Annotated in this window: 19 protein-coding genes; 5 read left to right on the forward strand and 14 right to left on the reverse strand. The window is 52.5% G+C overall.

The annotated features are described in order from the left end of the window. Positions 1–23: 23 nt before the first annotated feature. Both AC6I9Z_RS05350 and AC6I9Z_RS05355 read left to right on the forward strand, forming a co-directional pair. The gene (locus AC6I9Z_RS05350; RefSeq protein WP_461454062.1) at positions 24–1,133 is read left to right on the forward strand and encodes an OmpA family protein; all 1,110 of its coding nucleotides are present in this window, start codon (positions 24–26) and stop codon (positions 1,131–1,133) included. Positions 1,134–1,308: 175 nt separating this feature from the next. Beyond that, a complete protein-coding gene (locus AC6I9Z_RS05355) occupies positions 1,309–1,812 on the forward strand; it encodes an AHH domain-containing protein (protein ID WP_461454064.1) in 504 nt (167 codons plus the stop codon). An 18-nt stretch (positions 1,813–1,830) separates the two neighbouring features. Here the strand turns inward: AC6I9Z_RS05355 and purQ are convergent, their stop codons facing one another. The 6 genes from purQ to AC6I9Z_RS05385 form a co-directional block, all read right to left on the reverse strand. Next, positions 1,831–2,487, reverse strand: coding sequence for a phosphoribosylformylglycinamidine synthase subunit PurQ (gene purQ, locus AC6I9Z_RS05360; RefSeq protein ID WP_461454066.1), 657 nt, complete (start codon positions 2,485–2,487; stop codon positions 1,831–1,833). A gap of 2 nt (positions 2,488–2,489) precedes the next feature. Further along, positions 2,490–2,744, reverse strand: coding sequence for a phosphoribosylformylglycinamidine synthase subunit PurS (gene purS / locus AC6I9Z_RS05365; protein WP_109355514.1), 255 nt, complete (start codon positions 2,742–2,744; stop codon positions 2,490–2,492). A 117-nt stretch (positions 2,745–2,861) separates the two neighbouring features. Next, positions 2,862–4,301, reverse strand: coding sequence for a surface lipoprotein assembly modifier (locus tag AC6I9Z_RS05370; protein WP_461454068.1), 1,440 nt, complete (start codon positions 4,299–4,301; stop codon positions 2,862–2,864). A gap of 9 nt (positions 4,302–4,310) precedes the next feature. Continuing rightward, positions 4,311–5,552 (reverse strand): transferrin-binding protein-like solute binding protein, encoded by a 1,242-nt coding sequence (locus tag AC6I9Z_RS05375; RefSeq protein ID WP_109355075.1) that lies wholly within the window; start codon positions 5,550–5,552, stop codon positions 4,311–4,313. A 155-nt stretch (positions 5,553–5,707) separates the two neighbouring features. Further along, positions 5,708–6,487: a phosphoribosylaminoimidazolesuccinocarboxamide synthase gene (gene purC / locus AC6I9Z_RS05380; RefSeq protein WP_109355076.1), complete on the reverse strand. Its 780-nt coding sequence runs from the start codon at positions 6,485–6,487 to the stop codon at positions 5,708–5,710. A 121-nt stretch (positions 6,488–6,608) separates the two neighbouring features. Then, positions 6,609–7,535 (reverse strand): DUF4349 domain-containing protein, encoded by a 927-nt coding sequence (locus AC6I9Z_RS05385; protein WP_461454071.1) that lies wholly within the window; start codon positions 7,533–7,535, stop codon positions 6,609–6,611. Positions 7,536–7,638: 103 nt separating this feature from the next. Between AC6I9Z_RS05385 and AC6I9Z_RS05390 the strand changes: the two genes are divergently transcribed. Beyond that, entirely contained in the window at positions 7,639–8,079 is a 441-nt protein-coding gene (locus tag AC6I9Z_RS05390) for a hypothetical protein (protein WP_109355079.1), read from the forward strand. Between the two features lie 42 nt (positions 8,080–8,121). After that, complete coding sequence (parC, locus tag AC6I9Z_RS05395) at positions 8,122–10,395, forward strand: DNA topoisomerase IV subunit A (RefSeq protein ID WP_461454074.1); 2,274 nt, start codon at positions 8,122–8,124, stop codon at positions 10,393–10,395. Between the two features lie 79 nt (positions 10,396–10,474). Here parC and eda read toward each other — a convergent pair whose 3' ends face one another. The 7 genes from eda to AC6I9Z_RS05430 all read right to left on the reverse strand — a co-directional run bounded on the left by eda (position 10,475) and on the right by AC6I9Z_RS05430 (position 16,643). Beyond that, positions 10,475–11,098: a bifunctional 4-hydroxy-2-oxoglutarate aldolase/2-dehydro-3-deoxy-phosphogluconate aldolase gene (eda, locus tag AC6I9Z_RS05400; RefSeq protein ID WP_461456858.1), complete on the reverse strand. Its 624-nt coding sequence runs from the start codon at positions 11,096–11,098 to the stop codon at positions 10,475–10,477. A 32-nt stretch (positions 11,099–11,130) separates the two neighbouring features. Then, entirely contained in the window at positions 11,131–11,829 is a 699-nt protein-coding gene (locus tag AC6I9Z_RS05405; protein WP_461454076.1) for an HAD family hydrolase, read from the reverse strand. Next, positions 11,801–12,550, reverse strand: a complete 750-nt coding sequence (locus AC6I9Z_RS05410; protein ID WP_461454078.1) for a cytidylyltransferase domain-containing protein — start codon at positions 12,548–12,550, stop codon at positions 11,801–11,803. Before AC6I9Z_RS05410 ends, AC6I9Z_RS05405 begins: the two co-directional genes overlap by 29 nt. Positions 12,551–12,574: 24 nt before the next feature. After that, positions 12,575–13,771: a hypothetical protein gene (locus AC6I9Z_RS05415; protein ID WP_461454080.1), complete on the reverse strand. Its 1,197-nt coding sequence runs from the start codon at positions 13,769–13,771 to the stop codon at positions 12,575–12,577. 355 nt (positions 13,772–14,126) lie between these two features. Beyond that, on the reverse strand, positions 14,127–15,053 hold the full coding sequence (locus tag AC6I9Z_RS05420; protein WP_461454082.1) for a DMT family transporter: 927 nt from the start codon (positions 15,051–15,053) through the stop codon (positions 14,127–14,129). Beyond that, entirely contained in the window at positions 15,050–16,051 is a 1,002-nt protein-coding gene (locus AC6I9Z_RS05425; protein ID WP_461454084.1) for a threonine aldolase family protein, read from the reverse strand. The genes AC6I9Z_RS05420 and AC6I9Z_RS05425 overlap by 4 nt, the downstream gene beginning before the upstream one ends. 100 nt (positions 16,052–16,151) lie before the next feature. Beyond that, positions 16,152–16,643, reverse strand: coding sequence for a hypothetical protein (locus AC6I9Z_RS05430; RefSeq protein ID WP_461454086.1), 492 nt, complete (start codon positions 16,641–16,643; stop codon positions 16,152–16,154). 174 nt (positions 16,644–16,817) lie between these two features. Between AC6I9Z_RS05430 and AC6I9Z_RS05435 the strand changes: the two genes are divergently transcribed. Further along, positions 16,818–17,558, forward strand: coding sequence for a helix-turn-helix transcriptional regulator (locus tag AC6I9Z_RS05435; RefSeq protein ID WP_461454088.1), 741 nt, complete (start codon positions 16,818–16,820; stop codon positions 17,556–17,558). Between the two features lie 11 nt (positions 17,559–17,569). On the opposite strand, the gene AC6I9Z_RS05440 is transcribed toward AC6I9Z_RS05435, so the two are convergent. Further along, positions 17,570–19,921, reverse strand: coding sequence for a putative bifunctional diguanylate cyclase/phosphodiesterase (locus AC6I9Z_RS05440; RefSeq protein ID WP_461454090.1), 2,352 nt, complete (start codon positions 19,919–19,921; stop codon positions 17,570–17,572). Between the last annotated feature and the right edge of the window lie 50 nt (positions 19,922–19,971).

Raw genomic sequence — 19,971 nt, forward strand, 5'->3', positions numbered from 1 at the left:
CCTAAATGAGAAGGGGAATATAAATGCGGAAGCTTGCCATAGGATTGGCGCTTGCCTCCACGGCGCTCGCTTCACCTGCCCTGGCCCGTGATGGCCAATGGTATGTGGGCGTAGAAGGCGGCGCAATGCTAGTCGAAGACATCACATCGGATGTCGGCGGTGTTAGCAATACGTCAGAAGTCGACCACGACACCGGCTATGATTTCGATGGTATCGTCGGTTATGATTTTGGCGGATTTCGTTTGGAATCAGAAGTAGCCTATAAATCTGCATCGGCTGACCGGCTGCAAATTGGTGCGCCAGGTATTCCACAGACCGCCAGCGGTGCTGGCCTGCCATTTTCCGGTACAACTGACATCAACGGTGAAGTTAATGCCCTAAGCTTCATGCTGAACGGCCTGCTTGACTTTGGCGATGATGACGGCATTCAAGGCTTTGTCGGCGGCGGTGTTGGTGTAGCTCGTACCGAGATTACCAATGTTTTTGCTGGTCCTTATCTTGATGATTCGGACACTGGTTTTGCTTGGCAGGCGATTGCGGGTATCCGTGCACCGCTGAGCGATAGCTGGGACGTTGGTCTGAAATATCGTTTCTTCAACGCTGACAAGATCGATCTTGTTGACCAGGTTGGTAACGATGTAAGCACCCGTTTGCGGACACACTCCGTGCTGGGTAGCTTGATCTACAACTTTGGCGGAGAACCAGAGGCACCACCTCCACCACCACCACCACCACCACCTCCACCTCCACCACCACCACCGCCGCCTCCACCGGCTGCTGTGTGTGCACCTGGACCTTACATTGTATTCTTTGACTGGGATCAGTCAGACATTACACCGGAAGCTGCTACAGTTCTGGACAATGCGGTTACGGCATATGGTGATTGTGGAAATGCTCAGGTTATGTTGGCCGGTAACGCCGATAAATCTGGTTCCGCGAGCTACAATGTTGGTTTGTCCCAGCGTCGTAACGACTCTGTTCGGGCTTATCTGGAATCACGTGGCATTAGCGGCGGCGTGATCTCCAGCGAAGCCTTCGGTGAAACGCGTCCTCGCGTCGAAACCGCAGACGGCGTTCGTGAGCCACAGAACCGGAACGTGACCATTCAATATGGTCCTGGTTCAGGTAACTAAGAGCATCTAATCTTGATTTAGCGAAAAGGGCTGGTCTTCGGACCGGCCCTTTTTTGTTGGGCAGCGGCCTGAACAGAGGTAAACTGATTGAAACCATTGTTTAAGCTTACGCATCAAAATAGCATGTTCCTTTCCGACGACGGTGCGTCCAAGATGCAGCCGACTGGAGGAGGTAATGACGCGTTTTTCGATGGTAAACCGGAAAGGCGGAAGTGATCACAATCCCCATTATCAACGCCATCACCTGATACCCCTGCAAGCTGCCACCATATCCGATCTTCGTGGTCCGCTGAACGAGATGGCCAGTGGCGGTTTTGATTTTGATGATTTCGAGAGAAATGGGGTTTTGTTACCCGCTGATGAAAAACTAGCGCTTCAAACGGGACGTCCCTTACACAGAGGCCCTCATCCGCATTACAACGAACTTGTTATTGAGCGGCTATTTCTCATAAAACAGCTTGGCAACCGCATTGAAAACACCAGCAAGCGCAGGGTTTTCTTCCATCTTAGAATGAGCCTTTTGCAGGCGGCATTGCGAAGGGCGCTGGTGGGTTCCGCACTGCCTGTACTTCGTCTTAATAAAAAAGATCCAGGCCTATCTTCTGCTGCATTTGCGGATTTGGATAGCTGTGTTGATCTTCTCTTCGTCGCGACCCAATGGCCACCTCGGCAGAAATAGCTCTGTCAGCAACTGCGGTTAAGCCATCAGGCTTTCGAAAAGTTTAAGTCCGTCCGACCCACCGTGCCTAGTATCAATGGCGCGCTCGGGATGCGGCATCATGCCGAGCACGTTACCTTTGTCATTTAGAACACCCGCAATATTTCGCGCCGATCCGTTTACATTGGTGGCATAGCGAAAGGCTACCCGGTCATCATCTTCCAATCGGTCCAAAGTCTCATCATCCGCAAAATAGTTGCCGTCATGATGGGCGACCGGAATAGTGATGGATTCGCTGTCTATATATGCAGATGTGAATGCCGAGCGAGACTGTCCCACGGTTAATGGCACATCCTTGCAAATAAACTCGATATTCTGGTTGCGCATCAAAACGCCCGGCAACAAGCCGATTTCGGTTAATATTTGAAAGCCATTGCATACGCCCAGAATTTTGATGCCCTTATCCGCGGCGTCGATCACGGAGTCGATAATATGGGACCGCGCCGCCATCGCTCCTGAACGCAGGTAATCGCCGTAAGAAAAACCACCTGGTATCGCGATTACATCCAGATTGTTTGGCAAACTGTTGTCACCGTGCCAAACCATATGCGGCTTTGTACCGGTCACCGTTTCCAGCGCGACGGCCATGTCGCGATCACAATTGGAACCGGGGAAGACGAGGACGGCAGAGTTCATGTTCAGACTTCTTCTGCTGTTTGGCCGGACAGTTTCTGAATTTCAAAATTCTCGATCACTGTATTGGCGAGCAGTTTTTCGCACATTTTTTCAAGGTCGCTGTCTGTCATGCGGTCATCAACATCAAGTTCGATGAGCTTGCCAGCGCGCACGTCATTTACACCCTTGAAGTCCAGATTTTCCAGGGCGTGATGTATGGCTTTCCCCTGGGGGTCGAGGACACCGTTTTTCAGTGTCACAAAAATTCTTATCTTCATGAATCTCGCTTCTTGGTTGGCCGACATGCTGCGCTATTTCCTATAGCGCTGTCGTCAAAAGGAGCAAGAGATGGTTGTCATCCCATATGTCGGATCATGGCAGTAGATTGATTGAAATCAGAAAAACTTCGCAAATTTGAAATTCACCCGGTGGCGGTTCATCTGGTACAGGTCATAATTGCTGTCGACGCGGGAATAATTATAGTCGATCGAGGGTGAGAAGCCGAGTACCTTGATCTGCCGACTACCGACATAGGCTCGGGCAAAAGTTCGCCAGTCCCGACGTTTTTCGGTTGAGTAAAAAGTGTTGGCTTCGTCAAAGGTCGAACGGCTGATGCTGGCCGAAATGCCTGCGTTCAGGCCGAATGGCATTTCGCCACCAACACCCAGATTCATTCCGTAATTGAGACTAGAAAACTGATCGGAATCGAGTAGATCGCGCCGTGCAAATATGCTGGCTGATGCGATTAATGACTTACCGATCAAGTGTTCGTAAGTTGCATTGGCGCCCAGTTGCCAACCACTAAAACTGTCACTCAGTTTCGAATCAACCCGCCGGCCGTCCAGCTCGATACCGGCTCTTTGCCCTCGGCTGAGCGCTGTTTGAAAGCCCAATCGTGCTCCATACTCACGGGTTGCCAGACGGCCACCGAACCAGCGTTGTTGACCCACAGCCTGCACGGAAACACTCGCATAGCGCGCAATCCGGAATTCCGGACCAGCTGCAATCTGCCCGACAATGTCGTCCGCCGCTTTACCCTTATAGTTAATGATTTTGCTATCAGCGTCGAACAGGAACGCGAGCTTGTCACTGGCTTTTAAACGAATACCGCCGGAAAATCCCGCAATCTGACCAACGCCTGATCGTTGTCTGGCATTTTCATCAAGCTGCAACTCGCCTTGGGCATCACCCAGTACAGGGAAAATGGCACCAAAATTGACATCAATCGTTTCCGCGTTTGTCGCACCATTGATGTTGGTGTCGGGCGCGAAGCCGAAATCAAAGCTGAAACGCCAAACCCGCTGATCCCTTAAAATACTGCGCGTATTGCGAATCGTCCGGGCGATCTCATCCGGTAGGTTCTCGTCATTTTGCGCGAGACGAAAATGATAGTCGGCGCTGGCTTCTTTGCCGCTCATCAAATAGGTGCGCGCCAGTTCCAGCCGCACGCGCGTTTGACCTGGATCCTCATCAAGGATCGAGCGAAAGGTTTTGATAGCCTTTTTTAGATCACCTGTTTCGACAGCGATGTAGCCTGCCAAAAATTGCTGCTGTATCCGAAGGTCAGGAACCTGTCCGAGAACCTCGACAAGTGGCAGTGCCCGATCATATTGTTTAGCCTGAATGAAGGCTTCGGCTTTGGCAAGCAATTGCGCTGGTGTAACTTGAAAGCGGCAGATGCCAGCCTCGTCGCATTTCGGCGTCGCCGCTGTAATCGCGGTTTCTGCCGCTGCTTCATCTGCTGCGATTTCTGCTGCTGCAGGAGTGATATGCAAGGATGCTGCAAGCCCTCCTGTAATCAGGAGGGCTGTTTTGGCAGTGACCGGCATTTTCATGACTGGCCCCTAGTTTCCTCTGCCGACAAAGGTCCCCAATATGTCAATCCGTTCATCCGGCGTGCCGCCAACGATACGATAACCGCCGCCAACTTCTTCGCCATTCGGGCCGTAGAAAGCTCCATCAACGCTGGAGCCGGCAATGTTCACGTCCAAGCGGGCGCCGCCGGGATTGACGAACCAGGCTTCGTTGAACTGACCGAGGAAGCCGCCCGCCGCAACCAGATCGATCTGACCCGCAGCATTGGCGCGGAATTGTGCGTTTTCTTGTACGCTAAAGCTCCCGCTGGTGCCGTCAAACAGTGGCGCGCTGACGGTGCCGTCCAAGGAGAGGGCAAAGGTATTTGCGCTGAAATCAACGGTCGTGTTTGCACGGCCGGCGATCCATTGAAAATAAGTGTCGGTGTTACCCAATGTATCGGGCTGGTCATTGAAGACCATCGAGGCCAACATTGTACCTTCGAAAGAACCCGAACCGCTCGTTGGGACCTGATTGTTTGCGCTAAGCTCGCCATAGGCCAGCGCGCCCCGTTCGAAGGTGTTTGTCTGGGTCAAGATCGTGCTGGTGCTGCCATCGGGATTGTCAATATCCGACTGCACGACACCGGCGGTGTTGCGCAGGTAACCAGCAAAGGTAACATATTGTGTTTCTGTGCCGGGGGTCTGATAGAAAAAGGTCGTTACATCATAACTACCGGCTTCTGCTGTGTTTATGAGGTCAAAAATAAACTCGCCACCAGGTCTGCGAGAGACGTTGCTGGCAGATCCTGACTCGAGATAGTTAATTCCCTGCAGTCCAAAAGCAGTCGACTCAAGATCGGGTGTACCAAATTGGGGTTCAAGCGCTCCGCCGAAGTCGGTGCGGTGAAGTGGATCCTGAAAACGGCTTGTAGCACTTGTACCAGCCAGACCATTGGAAAAGCTTACGTTAAAAATTGCATCGCGTGGACTATAATCAATGGTCAGGTTTGAATTTCTGACGGTTTTGGCGTCACCTTGGTAAAGCTGGGCACTCTGACCGGCACCGGGCGTACCGGCGTCTTGTACGGAATATTGATAGCTGTGTGTGCTGCCTACAGCAGTGTAGGATTTTGGCTCTGTCGGATTGACAAATGTATGGGTTTCTCCGCTGCCGTTGGTTCCACCGGTACCTGTGCCTCCTCCTGGTGCGGCACTGCCCGCAGACTGGGGGCCGGCTCCGCCACATGCGGCAAGCATTGTTGTACTGGCTAACAAGATCAAAAGGCGCATCGGAAAAATTCCTCACATGAGTTCCACATGAGGGCGGTGCTATCAGTCCAATGGTTAAATTCGCGTAAACCATCATGGCTATTTGTGGGTGATTTGCCCGCCCCCTAAGGGCTCAAATGCATTGAATCACCTAAAAACAAGCCGAAAGACTATGGTTACTTTCCGCGCTTTTTCCGTTCACTATCCAGGTCGAGTACTTCACTTAGGCCGCCTTCTGGGAACAATCCCATGCGCCGGGCAACTTCCTGATATGCCTCGGCTTCTCCTCCTAAATCACGGCGAAAACGATCCTTGTCGAGCTTTTCATTCGTCTCTATGTCCCACAGACGACAGCCATCGGGACTGATTTCGTCAGCCAGGATGATCCGGGAAAAATCACCATCAAAAAGTCGACCAAACTCGAGTTTGAAATCGACCAATTTTATTCCGATTCCGGCAAACATCCCTGCCATGAAATCGTTAATCCGGATCGCCATTGCAGAAATGTCCTGCATTTCCTCCTGCGTTGCCCAGCCAAAACAGGCAATATGCTCTTCGGCAACTAGCGGATCTCCCAAAGCATCATCCTTATAACAATATTCCAGCAACGTGTGCGGCAATGGTGTGCCTTCCTCGATGCCCAGACGCTTGCTCAAGGAACCGGCGGCTACATTGCGCACGATAACCTCGATGGGCACGATTTCGACCTGTTTCACCAACTGCTCTCGCATATTCAGGCGGCGGATGAAATGACTTGGAATTCCGATATGGCTGAGCAGCGTAAAAATATGCTCGCTGACCCGATTATTGATCACCCCCTTGCCGTTGATTGTACCCTTCTTTTCGGCGTTAAAGGCAGTCGCATCATCCTTGAAATATTGAATGATCGTGCCAGGTTCCGGTCCTTCATAAAGGATTTTGGCCTTGCCTTCATATATTTGGCGACGACGGGACATATCGGGTTCCTACTCACAGGAAGAAGTATCAAAAACCAAGCCCCGATTGTGCGAATCAATGAGACTCGAAGCAATCGGGGCGTTGATTTCTTTCTATAAGCCAAAGGCTATGGCGGTGCAATCAATCCTCTGCCGGCACAGTTGACTCGATTTTCCGGCCCCAAAATGTACGGTCCGCGCCTTTAAAGCGCCGCCGCAAATATATTGCCAGAGCCAAGAGCAATATCCACGGCAGCAGGATGGCAACAAAAGAGATTACTGCGCCCACCGAATATCCCAGGGTTGAGGCGATATCGCCAAAAGCTTCGCGGATTGGCCGGGTGAAACCTCCGGAACCCGGAGCGCCGGACCGATAGTTTACCAGCACGGTGCTGTAAGACACCCGCCCCCGCATTTCTTTCAGCCAGCTGCGTGCCTGATCGATTTCTTCATTAACCTCGGTTACGGCGCGTTCTGCTTCCACAAGTTCGGCCACCGTGCCCTTGCGGGACCGCAGTAACTCTGTCAGGCGCTCAGCCAGCAAAACCCGGCTGCGTAAACGCGCTTCGGTATCCACAATTTTCTTGGAAAGGTCTTCGCCTGTGATCGAGGCTGCGACCTGGCTGCCGCCGCTTTCGTCAACCGCCTCGGCCAGCTGTTCACCAAAGGTGCGGGCTTTGGGTGCGGCCACTTCGAGATGCAGGCGGCCCGTCGCATAGTCACCTTCGCCGCCGCTGTTGGACATATTGAGTACACGGCAGCCGTTGTCGGGCATCTCGTTGCACAAGGCGATATGCGCTTGTTGCGCTTTGGGAATTTCGGATGAAGGCAAGCGAAAGCCGTAGTCATAGCTATAGGCAATTTGGGGTTGGCTTACCGGGATTTCTGTAGTGTTGGTTTCGCCCTCTGCCACGCGATTTGACGGTGACGCCAAAGCAGACGGTTCCGCTTCAGCCTCTGCGACATCCGCTTCTGCCATGTCAAAAGATGTCATGTTTTCAGGCCCCTCGGCGCAGGCGGCAAGGCTGAAAATCGTGATGGTGGCGATTAAAGTATTGCGCATTCGCATGTATCTTCTCCAATGTGAGGGGCGCAGGCTTCATTTGATACAATGAACATAATCAAGGGAAAAGTACTTATTTTTAACGCTGAAACTCTGGAAGGAGCGGGTTGTGACCAAATATGCTACCATAGATGAAGTGATGGAAACGCTTTATGATTGCATATCCGGACCGCCGGGTGGGCAAGATTGGGAGCGCGATCGAGAAATCTATCATCCCAAAGCGCTGATCAATCGTACACGTATTGTTGATGGCAAGCCGGTTATTTTTTCCTTTTCCTATGATGAGTTTGTCGAGGCCACCATTCCGCTGCTGGAAGGACGGTCTTTTTACGAGATTGAAATTGGCCGCAAGACGGATCTGTTTGGCCAGATTGCTCATGTCTATTCGACCTATGAAGCCCGGGAGACCCCTGACCATCCTGAAATCCAGTTTCGCGGCGTGAATATGGTACATTTATGGAATGATGGAGCCCGCTGGTGGATCATGGCGATGATCTGGGACAATGAACGGGAAGGGGTAAACTTGCCGAAAGAATGGCTCGTCAAATAATCCCTCTCCACAAGCGGAATCGACCCTGCTATCGCATCCAGCATGAGTGATGTAACCGATGCGCCTGGCGCTGAGCCCGAAGATGAATTTGATGCCATAGTGGACGCACCGTTTGATGCGGCGCTGTCCGAGCGTTATCTGATTTACGCCATGTCGACAATCACCGCGCGGTCGCTGCCCGATCTGCGTGACGGCCTGAAACCTGTGCACCGGCGGCTTCTGTGGGCGATGCGGTTGCTCAAACTGGACCCGGCACAAGGCTACAAAAAATGCGCTCGCGTCGTCGGCGATGTGATCGGTAAATATCACCCTCATGGCGATCAGTCTGTCTATGACGCGATGGTCCGTCTCGCGCAGAGTTTTGCGATGCGCTATCCGCTCGTCGACGGGCAGGGAAATTTCGGCAATATCGACGGAGATAATGCGGCTGCCTATCGATATACCGAAGCGCGTCTGACCCGCACGGCGATTGAACTGATGCATGGTCTTGACGAAGGTACCGTTGATTTTAAGCCAACCTATAATGGCGAAGATGAAGAGCCTGAGATCATGCCTGGTCTGTTTCCCAATCTGCTCGCCAATGGCGCGAGCGGCATTGCGGTCGGCATGGCGACTAGCATTCCTTCGCACAATGTGGCGGAGATTATCGATGCGGCGACCTTGCTAATCGAAAAACCCAAGTCCGAGCATGCCGAGATTATGGAAATCATCAAAGGGCCTGATCTTCCCACTGGCGGCACGCTGGTCGATCCGAAGTCGGTTATTGATGCTGCTTATGAAAGCGGCCGCGGCGCGATGCGTGTGCGGGCGAAGTGGGAGAAGGAAGACGCAGAAGGTCGGGGTGCCTGGCAGATAGTCGTCACCGAAATTCCCTATCAGGTGCAAAAGGGTAAGCTGATCGAACAGATCGCCCAGATTATTGCCGACAAGAAGCTTCCTATTCTCGCCGACATTCGCGACGAGTCAGACGAAGACGTCCGCATCGTGCTGGAGCCGAAAAGTCGCGCCGTCGATCCTGATGATCTGATGAATGCCTTGTTCCGGATGAGCGATCTGGAGAACCGCTTTTCGCTCAACATGAATGTGCTCGACAAGGACCGCACCCCGAAGGTCATGGGTATCACTGAAGTCCTGCAACATTGGATTGTCCATCAGATCGAGGTGCTGGTGCGCCGTTCGCAGCATCGCATAGACAAAATCGATTCCCGGCTGGAGCTGCTCGAAGGCTATATTATCGCCTATCTCAATCTCGATCGCGTGATTGAGATTATCCGTAATAATGATGAGCCGAAACCACTTCTGATGGAAGAGTTCAAGCTGAACGACCGACAGGCGGAGGCGATCCTCAACATGCGGTTGCGGTCTTTGCGCAAGCTGGAGGAAATGGAGCTGCGGACCGAGCGGGACAAGCTGCTCGAAGAACGCGAGGGGCTGGCAAAGTTGATCGAAAGTCCGGCACGGCAGAAGACACGTCTCAAAAAAGATCTGGCTGCCATGCGCAAACTCTATGCAGAGGATACCGAGCTGGGCGCACGCCGAACGATGCTGGAAGAAGCGGCGCCCGCGCGTGAAATTTCGCTCGAAGCTTTTATCGAGAAAGAACCGGTTACTGTGATCATGTCCAAGCGCGGCTGGATCAAGGCGATGAAGGGTCATGCCGATCTGTCCAAGCCAGAGTCCTTCAAGTTCAAGGAAGGTGATGGTCCGAGATACGCCTTTCATGCACAAACGACGGACAAGCTGTTGATGTGCTGCGATAACGGACGATTCTACACAATAGGTGCGGACAAGCTGCCCGGCGCGCGGGGTTTTGGTGAACCAGTGGCGTCGATGGTCGACATGGAGCCCGGAACCGAGCCAATTGCCATGATGGTGGCTGATCCCAAGAGCAAGCTTCTGATCGCGTCGACATGGGGACGCGGCTTTGTCACCAACATCTCTGATGTGGTTGCCGAGACCAAAAAGGGCCGTCAGGTCGTCAACCTGAAAGGCGATGCAAAATTACTGGTTGTGCGGCCGGTTACCGCGGATGCGGACCATGTTGCGGCCATTGGTGAAAACCGCAAACTGGTGGTCTTCGCACTGTCCGAAATGCCGGAAATGGCGAAGGGGCAGGGCGTCATGTTGCAACGCTATAAAGATGGCGGTTTGTCAGACGCGACGGTGTTCAAACTGGAAGAAGGCCTGAGCTGGGCCATGGGCGGTGACTCCGGGCGCACGCGGACCGAGCATGATCTGACCATGTGGCGGGTTGCCCGCGGGGCGGCGGGAAGACTGCCTCCGACAGGTTTCCCCAAGAGCGGGAAATTTGATTGAGTCCGAAGCCTGAAGAACCCGCTTTGGGCGAAAGAGCGGACATAAAACTGCTTCTGGATTGGCTTGCAGCAGATCTGATTTATTCAGCGTGACCTTTCATTGCGCTAGCCGTTCGGGCCGTATTTCCAATCAAATCAAGATCAGGTGATCCCTTGGGGACGAGCCAACTACCTCCAACGCAAAGCACGTTTTTCAAGGCCAGCCAATCCACCGCATTCTTTGCGTTAATCCCACCAGTGGGACAAAACAGGCACTGGCCAAACGGTCCGCTTAGCGCTTTTAATGATGGAATCCCGCCGGATGCTTCTGCCGGAAAGAATTTGAAATGACGGAAGCCCATGTCCATACCGCGCATGATGTCACTAGCGCTCGCTATTCCGGGAAGAAATGGAATTTTTGCTGAGAGGACCGCTTTGCCCAAATCTTCGGTTAATCCCGGGGATACAATAAATTCCGCGCCGGCCAAAAGTGCTGCATCGAGATTGTCGGGATTGGTGATCGTACCAGCCCCCACGATTGCACCATCTACCTTTCGCATTTCTCGAACAACGTCGAGCGCGGCTTCGGTTCTCAAAACCACTTCAAGAACTCTCAATCCATTGGCCACGAGCGTTTGTGCTATGGGTCGCGCGTCCGCGATATCATCAATGGCCAACACCGGAATGACCGGTGCGGTCCGCATAAGCTTCTCAATCGGCTGCATATCACCACTCATCTCTGGCCCCATATGATCATTTAAGCGGCTTTCCTGCTTGCGGAAGCCGATGTGGCAGGCTTCCCATCGTCCGCGATGAAGAACTTGCCCAATCGGTCGACCACAGTTGTCCCCTCGGGAAAGGGGTTCGTTGCTTTTTCGGCACGGCCCAAGAAGTCCATATCGCAAGCCAAGGCGCAGTTATAATCCGTCATTGCGTCACCTACAAAAAGGCATTGATCGACAGTCAATCCGTTCGCGCGCATAATATCGCGCGCAATCACGTCCTTTTTTTCCGGTGAGCCTCGGGTGGTTTTGAAAAATGGACTCAGGCCTTTGCGCTCTATAATGATCTGCAACTCATCATGCGGTGTTCCTGAAACAATATGGGCCTGAATATTGCGCCGTACCAACATCGCAAGAATATCGGCGACGTCAGGCAGCAAGGCACTCGCTACTACCTCATCCAGCACAATCGAAGACAATTTGTCGCACCATTGCAGAACCTCATCTTCTGACAATGTTATGCCGAGCAAATCGCGATGAAAGCGCGGAATTTTGTCATATCGGGTTTCGCCGGGAACGGCGCGTTGATAATCCTCCACCGCCTGTCGGACATCTGGTCCGAACTCATCATATAGCGCTCCGAATGCGGTTATTTTGGCATCAACGGAATCGGCGATCACTCCGTCAAAATCAAAGAGGATACAGTCATATTGCGACAGGGAAGTCGGGGTCATGGGCACTCCAGTTCACTATTGTTGAGGGATTGACGGCGTCCAGCCCGTCTTCAGCATAGACCGCGTAGAGGGCCTGGGCGATGCGATAATCCTCGATATAGTCGATATCGACGCCAGCCAGCTTGGACAGCGGCTGAAGTACCGGATTATCGCCAACGAAATATTCGCGCGCCAATATTTGCTGGCGCGGTGCCATGTAGATGCTGTTGGTCACTTTGAACCAATCGGGCAATTCCTGTGAAATTGTATGATTGCGACTGGCTTCATAATTGAGCGCGCCTTCGCGCGACCAGAAATATTCCTTCATCAAATTAACGCCGAGCAAGGAGTCATTCTCACCTTGGATGACCTGATCAAGATAGGCGCAAAAAGCATCCGAATATTCCTGCGGTGCCATTAACGGACAAACCACGGTGGACCAAGCGATATGGGTGTGGGGTATATCCCGCACGATTCCGGTTATGACGTCGCGAAATGGCGCAATATGGTCAACTGCCAAATGGCGCGCACGGTGATGGCGAGAGACGCCGAAACGGTCGCCCAATTCCAAAAACGCTTCGTCTTCGCTCGATAGATAAATCCGCCGTGGGTCGATTATTTTGGTCAGTTGCGCCAACTTCCATTCGATCAGCGTTTCCTGATCTCCAAAGGGAAGCAAGCATTTCTCCGCAATGCGTGAACTTCCACGTCGAACCGGTACGATTACTCCCAGATCATACATGAGCGGTGTCCTTTTTGATTGCTCTCATGCAGCTTTCTCCAATGGCTGGTCGAGATAGCGGGTTATGGCATGGCTCCAGCGATCTGGATCAACCGGCTGGATCATGCGAGAAACAATTTCATCGGCATCAAGGGTAGGATCGGTGGGGTCAAACACGCTATTGGCAAGATGGAAGGCAAACCAGCGGCGTGCCAAAGCAGGGTCTGCCCGCCTAGCCGTACCGCCAGCGATATCGGCAAGAAATGTGGGCAAATCTCTGTAGGCATGAAGCCAGTCGCCCGTCGCAAAATCGGACAGTCGCAAAATGGGTGTTCCAAGTGCTGCGCATGCAGACCAGCTTTTGGAATTACCAACAATCATACCGTCACAATATTGGCTCAAAGCCAATGTGGTATGACCGGCCTCCTCGTTGCTGCCGAGCATTACGACCTGACCATGTCTGGCCGATATGGCAGCATCAACCGCACGGTTGTCGCCATATAGTTCATTTAAAGGATGGTTGGTTACGGCGAGGATAGCATCATCGCCCAATGCCGATGCGAGTTCCAAGATCATCTCAGCATTGTTTGAATAGTGATGGTGTTGCCCGAAGAAATTCTCTTCGTGCTCATATTCCAGTGGCAAGCCGATAATGATTTTGTCGTTTGGCAAACCCGTTTTTGTCAGAAACTCTGCACGGGTCGAAAGCGCCATATCTGCAAGCATTTGTCCCCACAAAGGTTCAGCCAGCCGGTCAAGCTCGTCGGCCTGTTCAGATGAAAAAGAGGGCATCAGGCCATGATCGAACAGCGATGGGGACAAGGATATCCAGTTGCTTCCCGTCCGGAAAGGCGGTGCAGCGCCTTCCATAATATAGCGCACAATGCCTGGAAATCGCTTGGGCGTGGCAATATCGGCGCTGCGACACAAAACAAGATCTGGATTAATGCCATCAACCAACGCAAAAAGATCATCTTCTCCACTGGCGTCGGTGCGTAACAGGGGATGGTCCGGGCCATCCAGAACATACCAGCGGACATGATCTAGATCCCCAATCAAATTGATTTGTTCTTCACCGATGCCGGTATTCTGCCATAGCGGTGACACCAGCACATGAACCTCATGATCCCTGGCAATGGCTCTGATCAAGTGGACAACAATATTTTCGAACCACCATGGAGTTACGACGGGCAGGTAAAATAATATGACTTTCCTGTCTTGCGTCACCACATGTTCCAACATCGCTTTCCCTTCTCTTAAGCTTCTGCCGAAGCAATCAGCCCCAATGATCCGCCTTTTTGTTCAGAAGGCACGCACATCGCTTGCAAAAGCACAGCAAACTATATGCCAACCGCTTCGCAATCCTGCTTAAGTGACTGTATTTTCAGGATATCGAGATATTCGAATGTCCGCTGGTTTTGTGCAAACTTCCGAAAGCGGCAAAAATTGGTGCAACCCGGCAAGATTTTGCCGGACCCAGATTATTCCAGAGGATTGCCAGACAACTGACGCCGCTTTCGGGATAAAGCGCTTACCATAATCACACATTGCGTCGTTCGGTGGAACCGCATTACAACCGAGCCCGCCCAATCGAGCGTCAATCCACCTTCGGCTTGCGCGCTCGCAATGCGACCAGCAGTCCGGCCATGGCAAGCAGGGCGCCGGCGGCTGGTAGAACGGTCCAGACATAACCTTCGAACAGCGTTGACAGGATCATCGCGACGACCGGTACCAGCACGCTGGAATAGGCAGCTTTTCCGGCTCCTATTTCGCGCAGCAGTGCAAAATAGAGCGGAAAGGTTATCACCGAACCGACAATGGCGAGATAGACGATACCGCCGAGATAGGCGGCGCGCATTTCGATCACGGGCGGGCCGACAGTGATCCATGACAGCAATATATTGATCGCCGCGCCCCAGAACATCGCCCATGCCAAAAGCGTCAGGATCGGATAGCTTTTCAGCCGCGGTAACGCCTGCATCACGTTGGCGACCGACGCAGATAAAATACCCCCGACAGTCAACGCCACACCTAATATCACGTCGGCCAGCGTCGCCGGCGAGCTTTTATATTCGTGCCAGAAAAGTAGCGCGATGCCGACCGCTGCGATGGCGGATCCGGCCAGAAAAGCAACGTTTATCCGCTGGCCCAGAAAGATCCGGCCCAATATCGCATTGGGTACCATCAACAGAGCGAACAGGACCGCAACCAGGCCGGAGGTAATGTAAAGCTCGGCATTATAGACGAAGTTGAAGTTGAACGAGAATTGGGCAATGCCGATCAAGATAGCCCAGAACTGCCCCTTCATACCCAAACGGAATGGCAGGCGTTTGAAGCCAACCAACACGAACATTGCTGCGGCCGCGATCATGAACCGGTAGCTGACCGACCAGCTTGGCGGGACGTCCGAAATCTGGTCCTTGATCACCAGCCAGGTCGAACCCCAGATCAGGGAAACCAGCAGAAACGGGAGCAATATGCGCGGCGTGAGTAAACTGGTTTCGCCGCTGTCCGGCGGTGTCATAAGGCCCGGATCGCATCGGCCAACGGGCGGATGTCATCCGCGCTCTGGTTCCAGCTGGTGACTAGCCGGGCCTGCCCTTCGCCCCAGTCATAGAAGTCAAATCCGGCGGCGCGCAGGCTTTCCGCTTCGCTGGCGGATAATCTGATGAATATCTCATTTGCTTCGACGGGATGAATTAACCGGTCTCTGGCCGCGTTGGCAATAATCTGCGCCCCGGTATTGGCTGCGCGCGCATTGTCCAGCCACAGGTCATCATTCAGCATCGCCAGTATCTGGGCGGCGAGATACCGTCCCTTGGACTGTAGATGCCCACCACGCTTGCGGCGGTAATGGGTTTCGCGGGCCAGTTCCGTGTCGAAAAAGACGAGCGCCTCTGCGCCCATGCCGCCATTTTTGACAAAGCCGAAGCTAAGCGCATCAACACCGGCTTTCCATGTTATATCGGCCGGGTGACAGCCAAGGGTTGCAATCGCATTGGCAAAGCGCGCGCCATCCATATGCAAACCAAGTTTCCGCTGTTTGCAAACTTCCGCAACAGCTGAAACTTCGTCCGGCCTGTAAACCAGACCATATTCCGAGGCATTGGTCAGCGATACCGCGGCGGGCTGCACCTGGTGCACATCGTCCCGGATTGCGGTGCAGTGCTGATCTATGGTTTGCGCGGCAACTTTGGCACCTTCGCCATCCACCAACATCAGTTTCGCCCCGCCAGTATAGAAACCGGGCGCCCCCGCTTCATCCTGTTCGATATGCGCTTCGCGGTGGCAGATCACTCCCTGATGCGGTTGGCATAGCGCCGCCAAAGCCAGCGAGTTGGCGGCTGTTCCTGTTGCCACCCACAAAATCTCGACGTTGGTTTCAAACAAGTTGGAAAAGGCGCCGTTCAACTGCGCGCTCAAAGCATCGCCATCATAGGCGGTATCCTGATGGTTGGCTTTCGCCAAAGCTTCCATCACCTTGGGGTGAACGGAAGCAGCATTATCGGAGAAAAATCGCATGTGACGGCCATGCTGCCAACCGGCTTCCGCGTCAAGATTGCGATTGCTACAATATTGCAGGTACTGTCATTGACATAGGCCCGCCTACTTCAAAAGCAGGTCAACCAAGTTTGGCAGATGCGTCGATTGGTGCCGTCATGTCATTGTCCGCGACGCCCCTCAAATCCGCTGGTTTATCAATTCCTACCCGAATATGTTCAAACAGTTGAGCGATCTTTGTCATGGCTTTGTCGGTCAGCAATATGTACGGCTCATCACCTATATGCTGTTCGTGATATAAAAACCCATCCGCGGACAGAAGATCGATGTAACGAAGCACCAGTTTTTCCGATATTTTTGCCTTTTCCGAAATTTCGGATAGTCGCAACTTCGCTCCAGATCGCTTGGCTTCGTAGAGCTCAAGCAAAACATCCCAGATGTTGCCTGTACAATATTCATCAGGAAAAACGCCTATCCTGGCTCTTCTGAGGTCGATAGCAAACTGGCCAAGATCAATCTTTCCGATCGCCTGCTCCCATTGCTGGTTTTCCAGCCGCTCCAGTCTTTGCCGGATGTCTTCCAGTAACAAGATTTGATCGCGCGTTTGATCCATCACGTATCTCCGATGATGCAGGGGGGACTTTAACTTTTACCAAGTCACGTCAGCGAAAGGCCAAATAGAGACAAGGCCAAGTGATGCTGTCACGCAAACAGGGGACAAGTTGAAAAATTTTGTAAATTGGCCTAGGCTTGATGCCGAAAAGCCACAACGCAAGTAGCAGGGGCCATGGCTACGGAGAACCATAACTTACATATCGGTGAACTTTTTCAGAGGATCGCTTCGCTATCCTCTCTCGCAGATATACTGGAGCTTGTTCGAATAGCCGTTGTAAATCTTGGTGCCAACCGGACCAGCTACCATTTTACCCCAAAATTAAAATCGCAAACAGATCATATGGTCCAATTGGCAACCTATGGCTTTTCGAGAGAATGGCTTGGGCTATATGAAGAACCAGGTTTTCGAAAACATGACCCGATTCCGGACATAGTTATGCAGCATGGCGGGCCGATGTTGTGGCACGATGCCCTCGCCTTGCGGCGATTGAATGAAAATGAGGAAAGGTTCGCCCGTCTACTGAAGGCACATGATCTGGATCAGGGGATAGGTATTCCCTTATATGGCCCAAAAGGGCGTCATGCTTATTCGGCGTTCACATTTGATCCCGTTCAACTTACGTATGATGAAGGTACTATAGCCACGGTAGCTGCGATCGCCAGCGCTGCGCATGTCAGAATATGCAATATTCTGGACAAACAATATGAACCTCAGGTGCACCTGTCACAAAGAGAAACGCAAGTCATCCGGCTGATCGCGCATGGTCATTCGAACAAAGCGATAGCAGCGGACCTGGATATCGGAGGATCGACCGCTGATACATATGTCCGCCGAGTATTTGCAAAACTGGATGCCAGCGACAGAATCAGTGCTTCTATCCGCGCTCTGGAACTTGGTATATTGCGGTTGTAGCAGCAAGGATATCAGGCTTTTTTTCGCTTTTGGTCCGCTGGTATCGGCGCATCAGTTGCTGGCAAATAGATTGTTTCCACATTGGGAACAAACTGATCGGTAAGACGCAGATCGGTGCATTCTTCCAAGGCTTCGGCTTTTCCGTATAAAAAGCCCTGCACCTGATCACAGCCTTCCAGTCGCAATTCCTCGACCTGATCTTCGCGCTCCACACCTTCGGCCGTGGTTGTCATGCCGAGATTCTGCGCAAGGTTGATAACGGACCGGATAATTGCCCTGCAATCTTCGCGCGTATCGATTTCACTGACAAAACAGCGATCAATCTTGATCTTGTCGAACGGGAAACTGCGCAGATAATTCAGCGAGCTATATCCCGTCCCGAAATCATCCAATGATATCCGGATGCCAAGATCACGAAGCGTATGCAAGGTACGGATATTGGCATCGCTATCTTGCATCAATATGCTCTCGGTTATCTCCAGTTCCAGCCGACGGGGGTCGACTCCGGAATGCGCGAGGGCATTGACAATCGTTGATACCAGGTTGGCGCTGCGCATTTGGGTGGGAGAGAGGTTTATTGCGATCGTCAGGTGGTCATCCCAGGCCGCAGCATCATCTAGCGCTTTGCGAATGACCCATTCTCCCAACTGCACGATCATGCCGGTTTCTTCGGCCACGGTGATGAATTCATCCGGCATGACAACGCCGCGCTCCGGATGTTCCCATCGCAGCAGCGCTTCATAGCCGGTCCTCTTTTGCGTCTTTAACTCCACCAGCGGCTGGTAGTGCAAGCGCATTTCATCTCGGCCCAGTGATGCCCGCAAATCGAGCTCCAGCCTACGTCGTGCCTGAGCGGCAACATCCATACCCTCTTCAAAACAAGCAACCCGGTTTCTGCCGGCCCCTTTTGCCGAGTAAAGTGCAAGATCGGCATATTTCAAAAGCTGGTTTGCATCGTCCATATCAGAATGCCATTCGGCCACGCCGACGCTGACTCCCGATATTACATTATGGTCATCAACCATGAACGGGCACCCAATTTGCTCGACAATCTGATCCGCGACACCCCGTGCATCCTTGGCTCTTTCACCTGTCAACAGAAGAGCAAACTCGTCGCCGCCAATTCGGGCAAGCAGATCTCCTGGTCTCGACAGTTTTTCGAGCCGCCGTGAAATCATTTGCAGCAACCTGTCGCCAATCGGATGCCCCAAGGTATCATTGATCGTTTTGAAATGGTCCAAATCAAAGAAGATCAAAGCCACGTCATCGCCAGACTTGGCTCGATGGATCGTGCGATTGAGCGTTTCGGTAAACAAACGCCGGTTGGGTAAATCGGTCAGGCCGTCGAAATGCGCCATGTAACTGACTTTGGCTTCTGCATTTTTTTGGGCTGTAATGTCTTCAATAACACCTCTCATCGCGATGTTTTCAGAATCAGGACCGCCTTCGTTAGCCCGTGCACTGACGGTCCACCATTGCAGTTCACCTTCCACTTCAACCGGGACGGTCAAGTCCCGGAAGGACCTACCATTGGCGATATGATCAGCAAGCAGCTCGCGATGTTCTTCATCGTCCAGCAGGGAAACAAGCTTCATCCCGTTCATTACCTGTTTGGGCCGATGAAAGGCCTCAGCGAAGCGGTCGCAGACGTCAACAAGCTGACCCTCTTCATCCAGAGAGAATAACCAGTTGGAAGCCTGCTCTTCAAAGTCGTTTAGCAGCAACTTTACTGTTTCAGCCGACTGCCGGATTTCCTGACCGGCCAAAAGCTGTTTGGCAAAATTATCGAATATATTGCCGCAATTCACATATAATACCGCTGCAAACATGGTCAGCAAAGCGATGGCAAGATAACTCTCTATCCCACCGAGATAAAGCAGTCCTGCCGTCAGTCCAACATAGATGATCAGAGTCCATGCACGTGAGGCTTCCGGAATATGTCGATATGACACAACCGCAGTGCTCATTTTGCCAGCGCCGATAATTGCCAGAAGCATCAGTTGCGCAGGTGTTGCCACAGGTAAAAGGCAGGCAACACCTGCTCCCCACATATGGGCATAGCCAGCCGCGTTAAATATGATGTGCTTCTTCAGTTTCAGCATTTCACCGCGAGACAAATCCTGGACTTTGGCTCGCTCAGCCAGTTGCAGACGTCTGACAGAAAGATAGGCAAACATACCATACCAAAGAAGATGCATGGCCATGGGTGCCTGATCAAAGAACAGGAACGACAAAATCGCAGCGTTGACGACATTGGCAAACACTGTCACGCGAATGGACTTGCCATGTTCGGCAAGCTGCTCGCGCAATATCAAATCCTGACCGGAATGCCCCAGGTCGCCCGTCTTGTTTTTCGTCGTCATTAAATCCCCACGTCACGCGGGGTAGCGGAAAATCGTAAATATTTTACTAT

The organism is Parasphingorhabdus sp. (genome assembly GCF_059726685.1).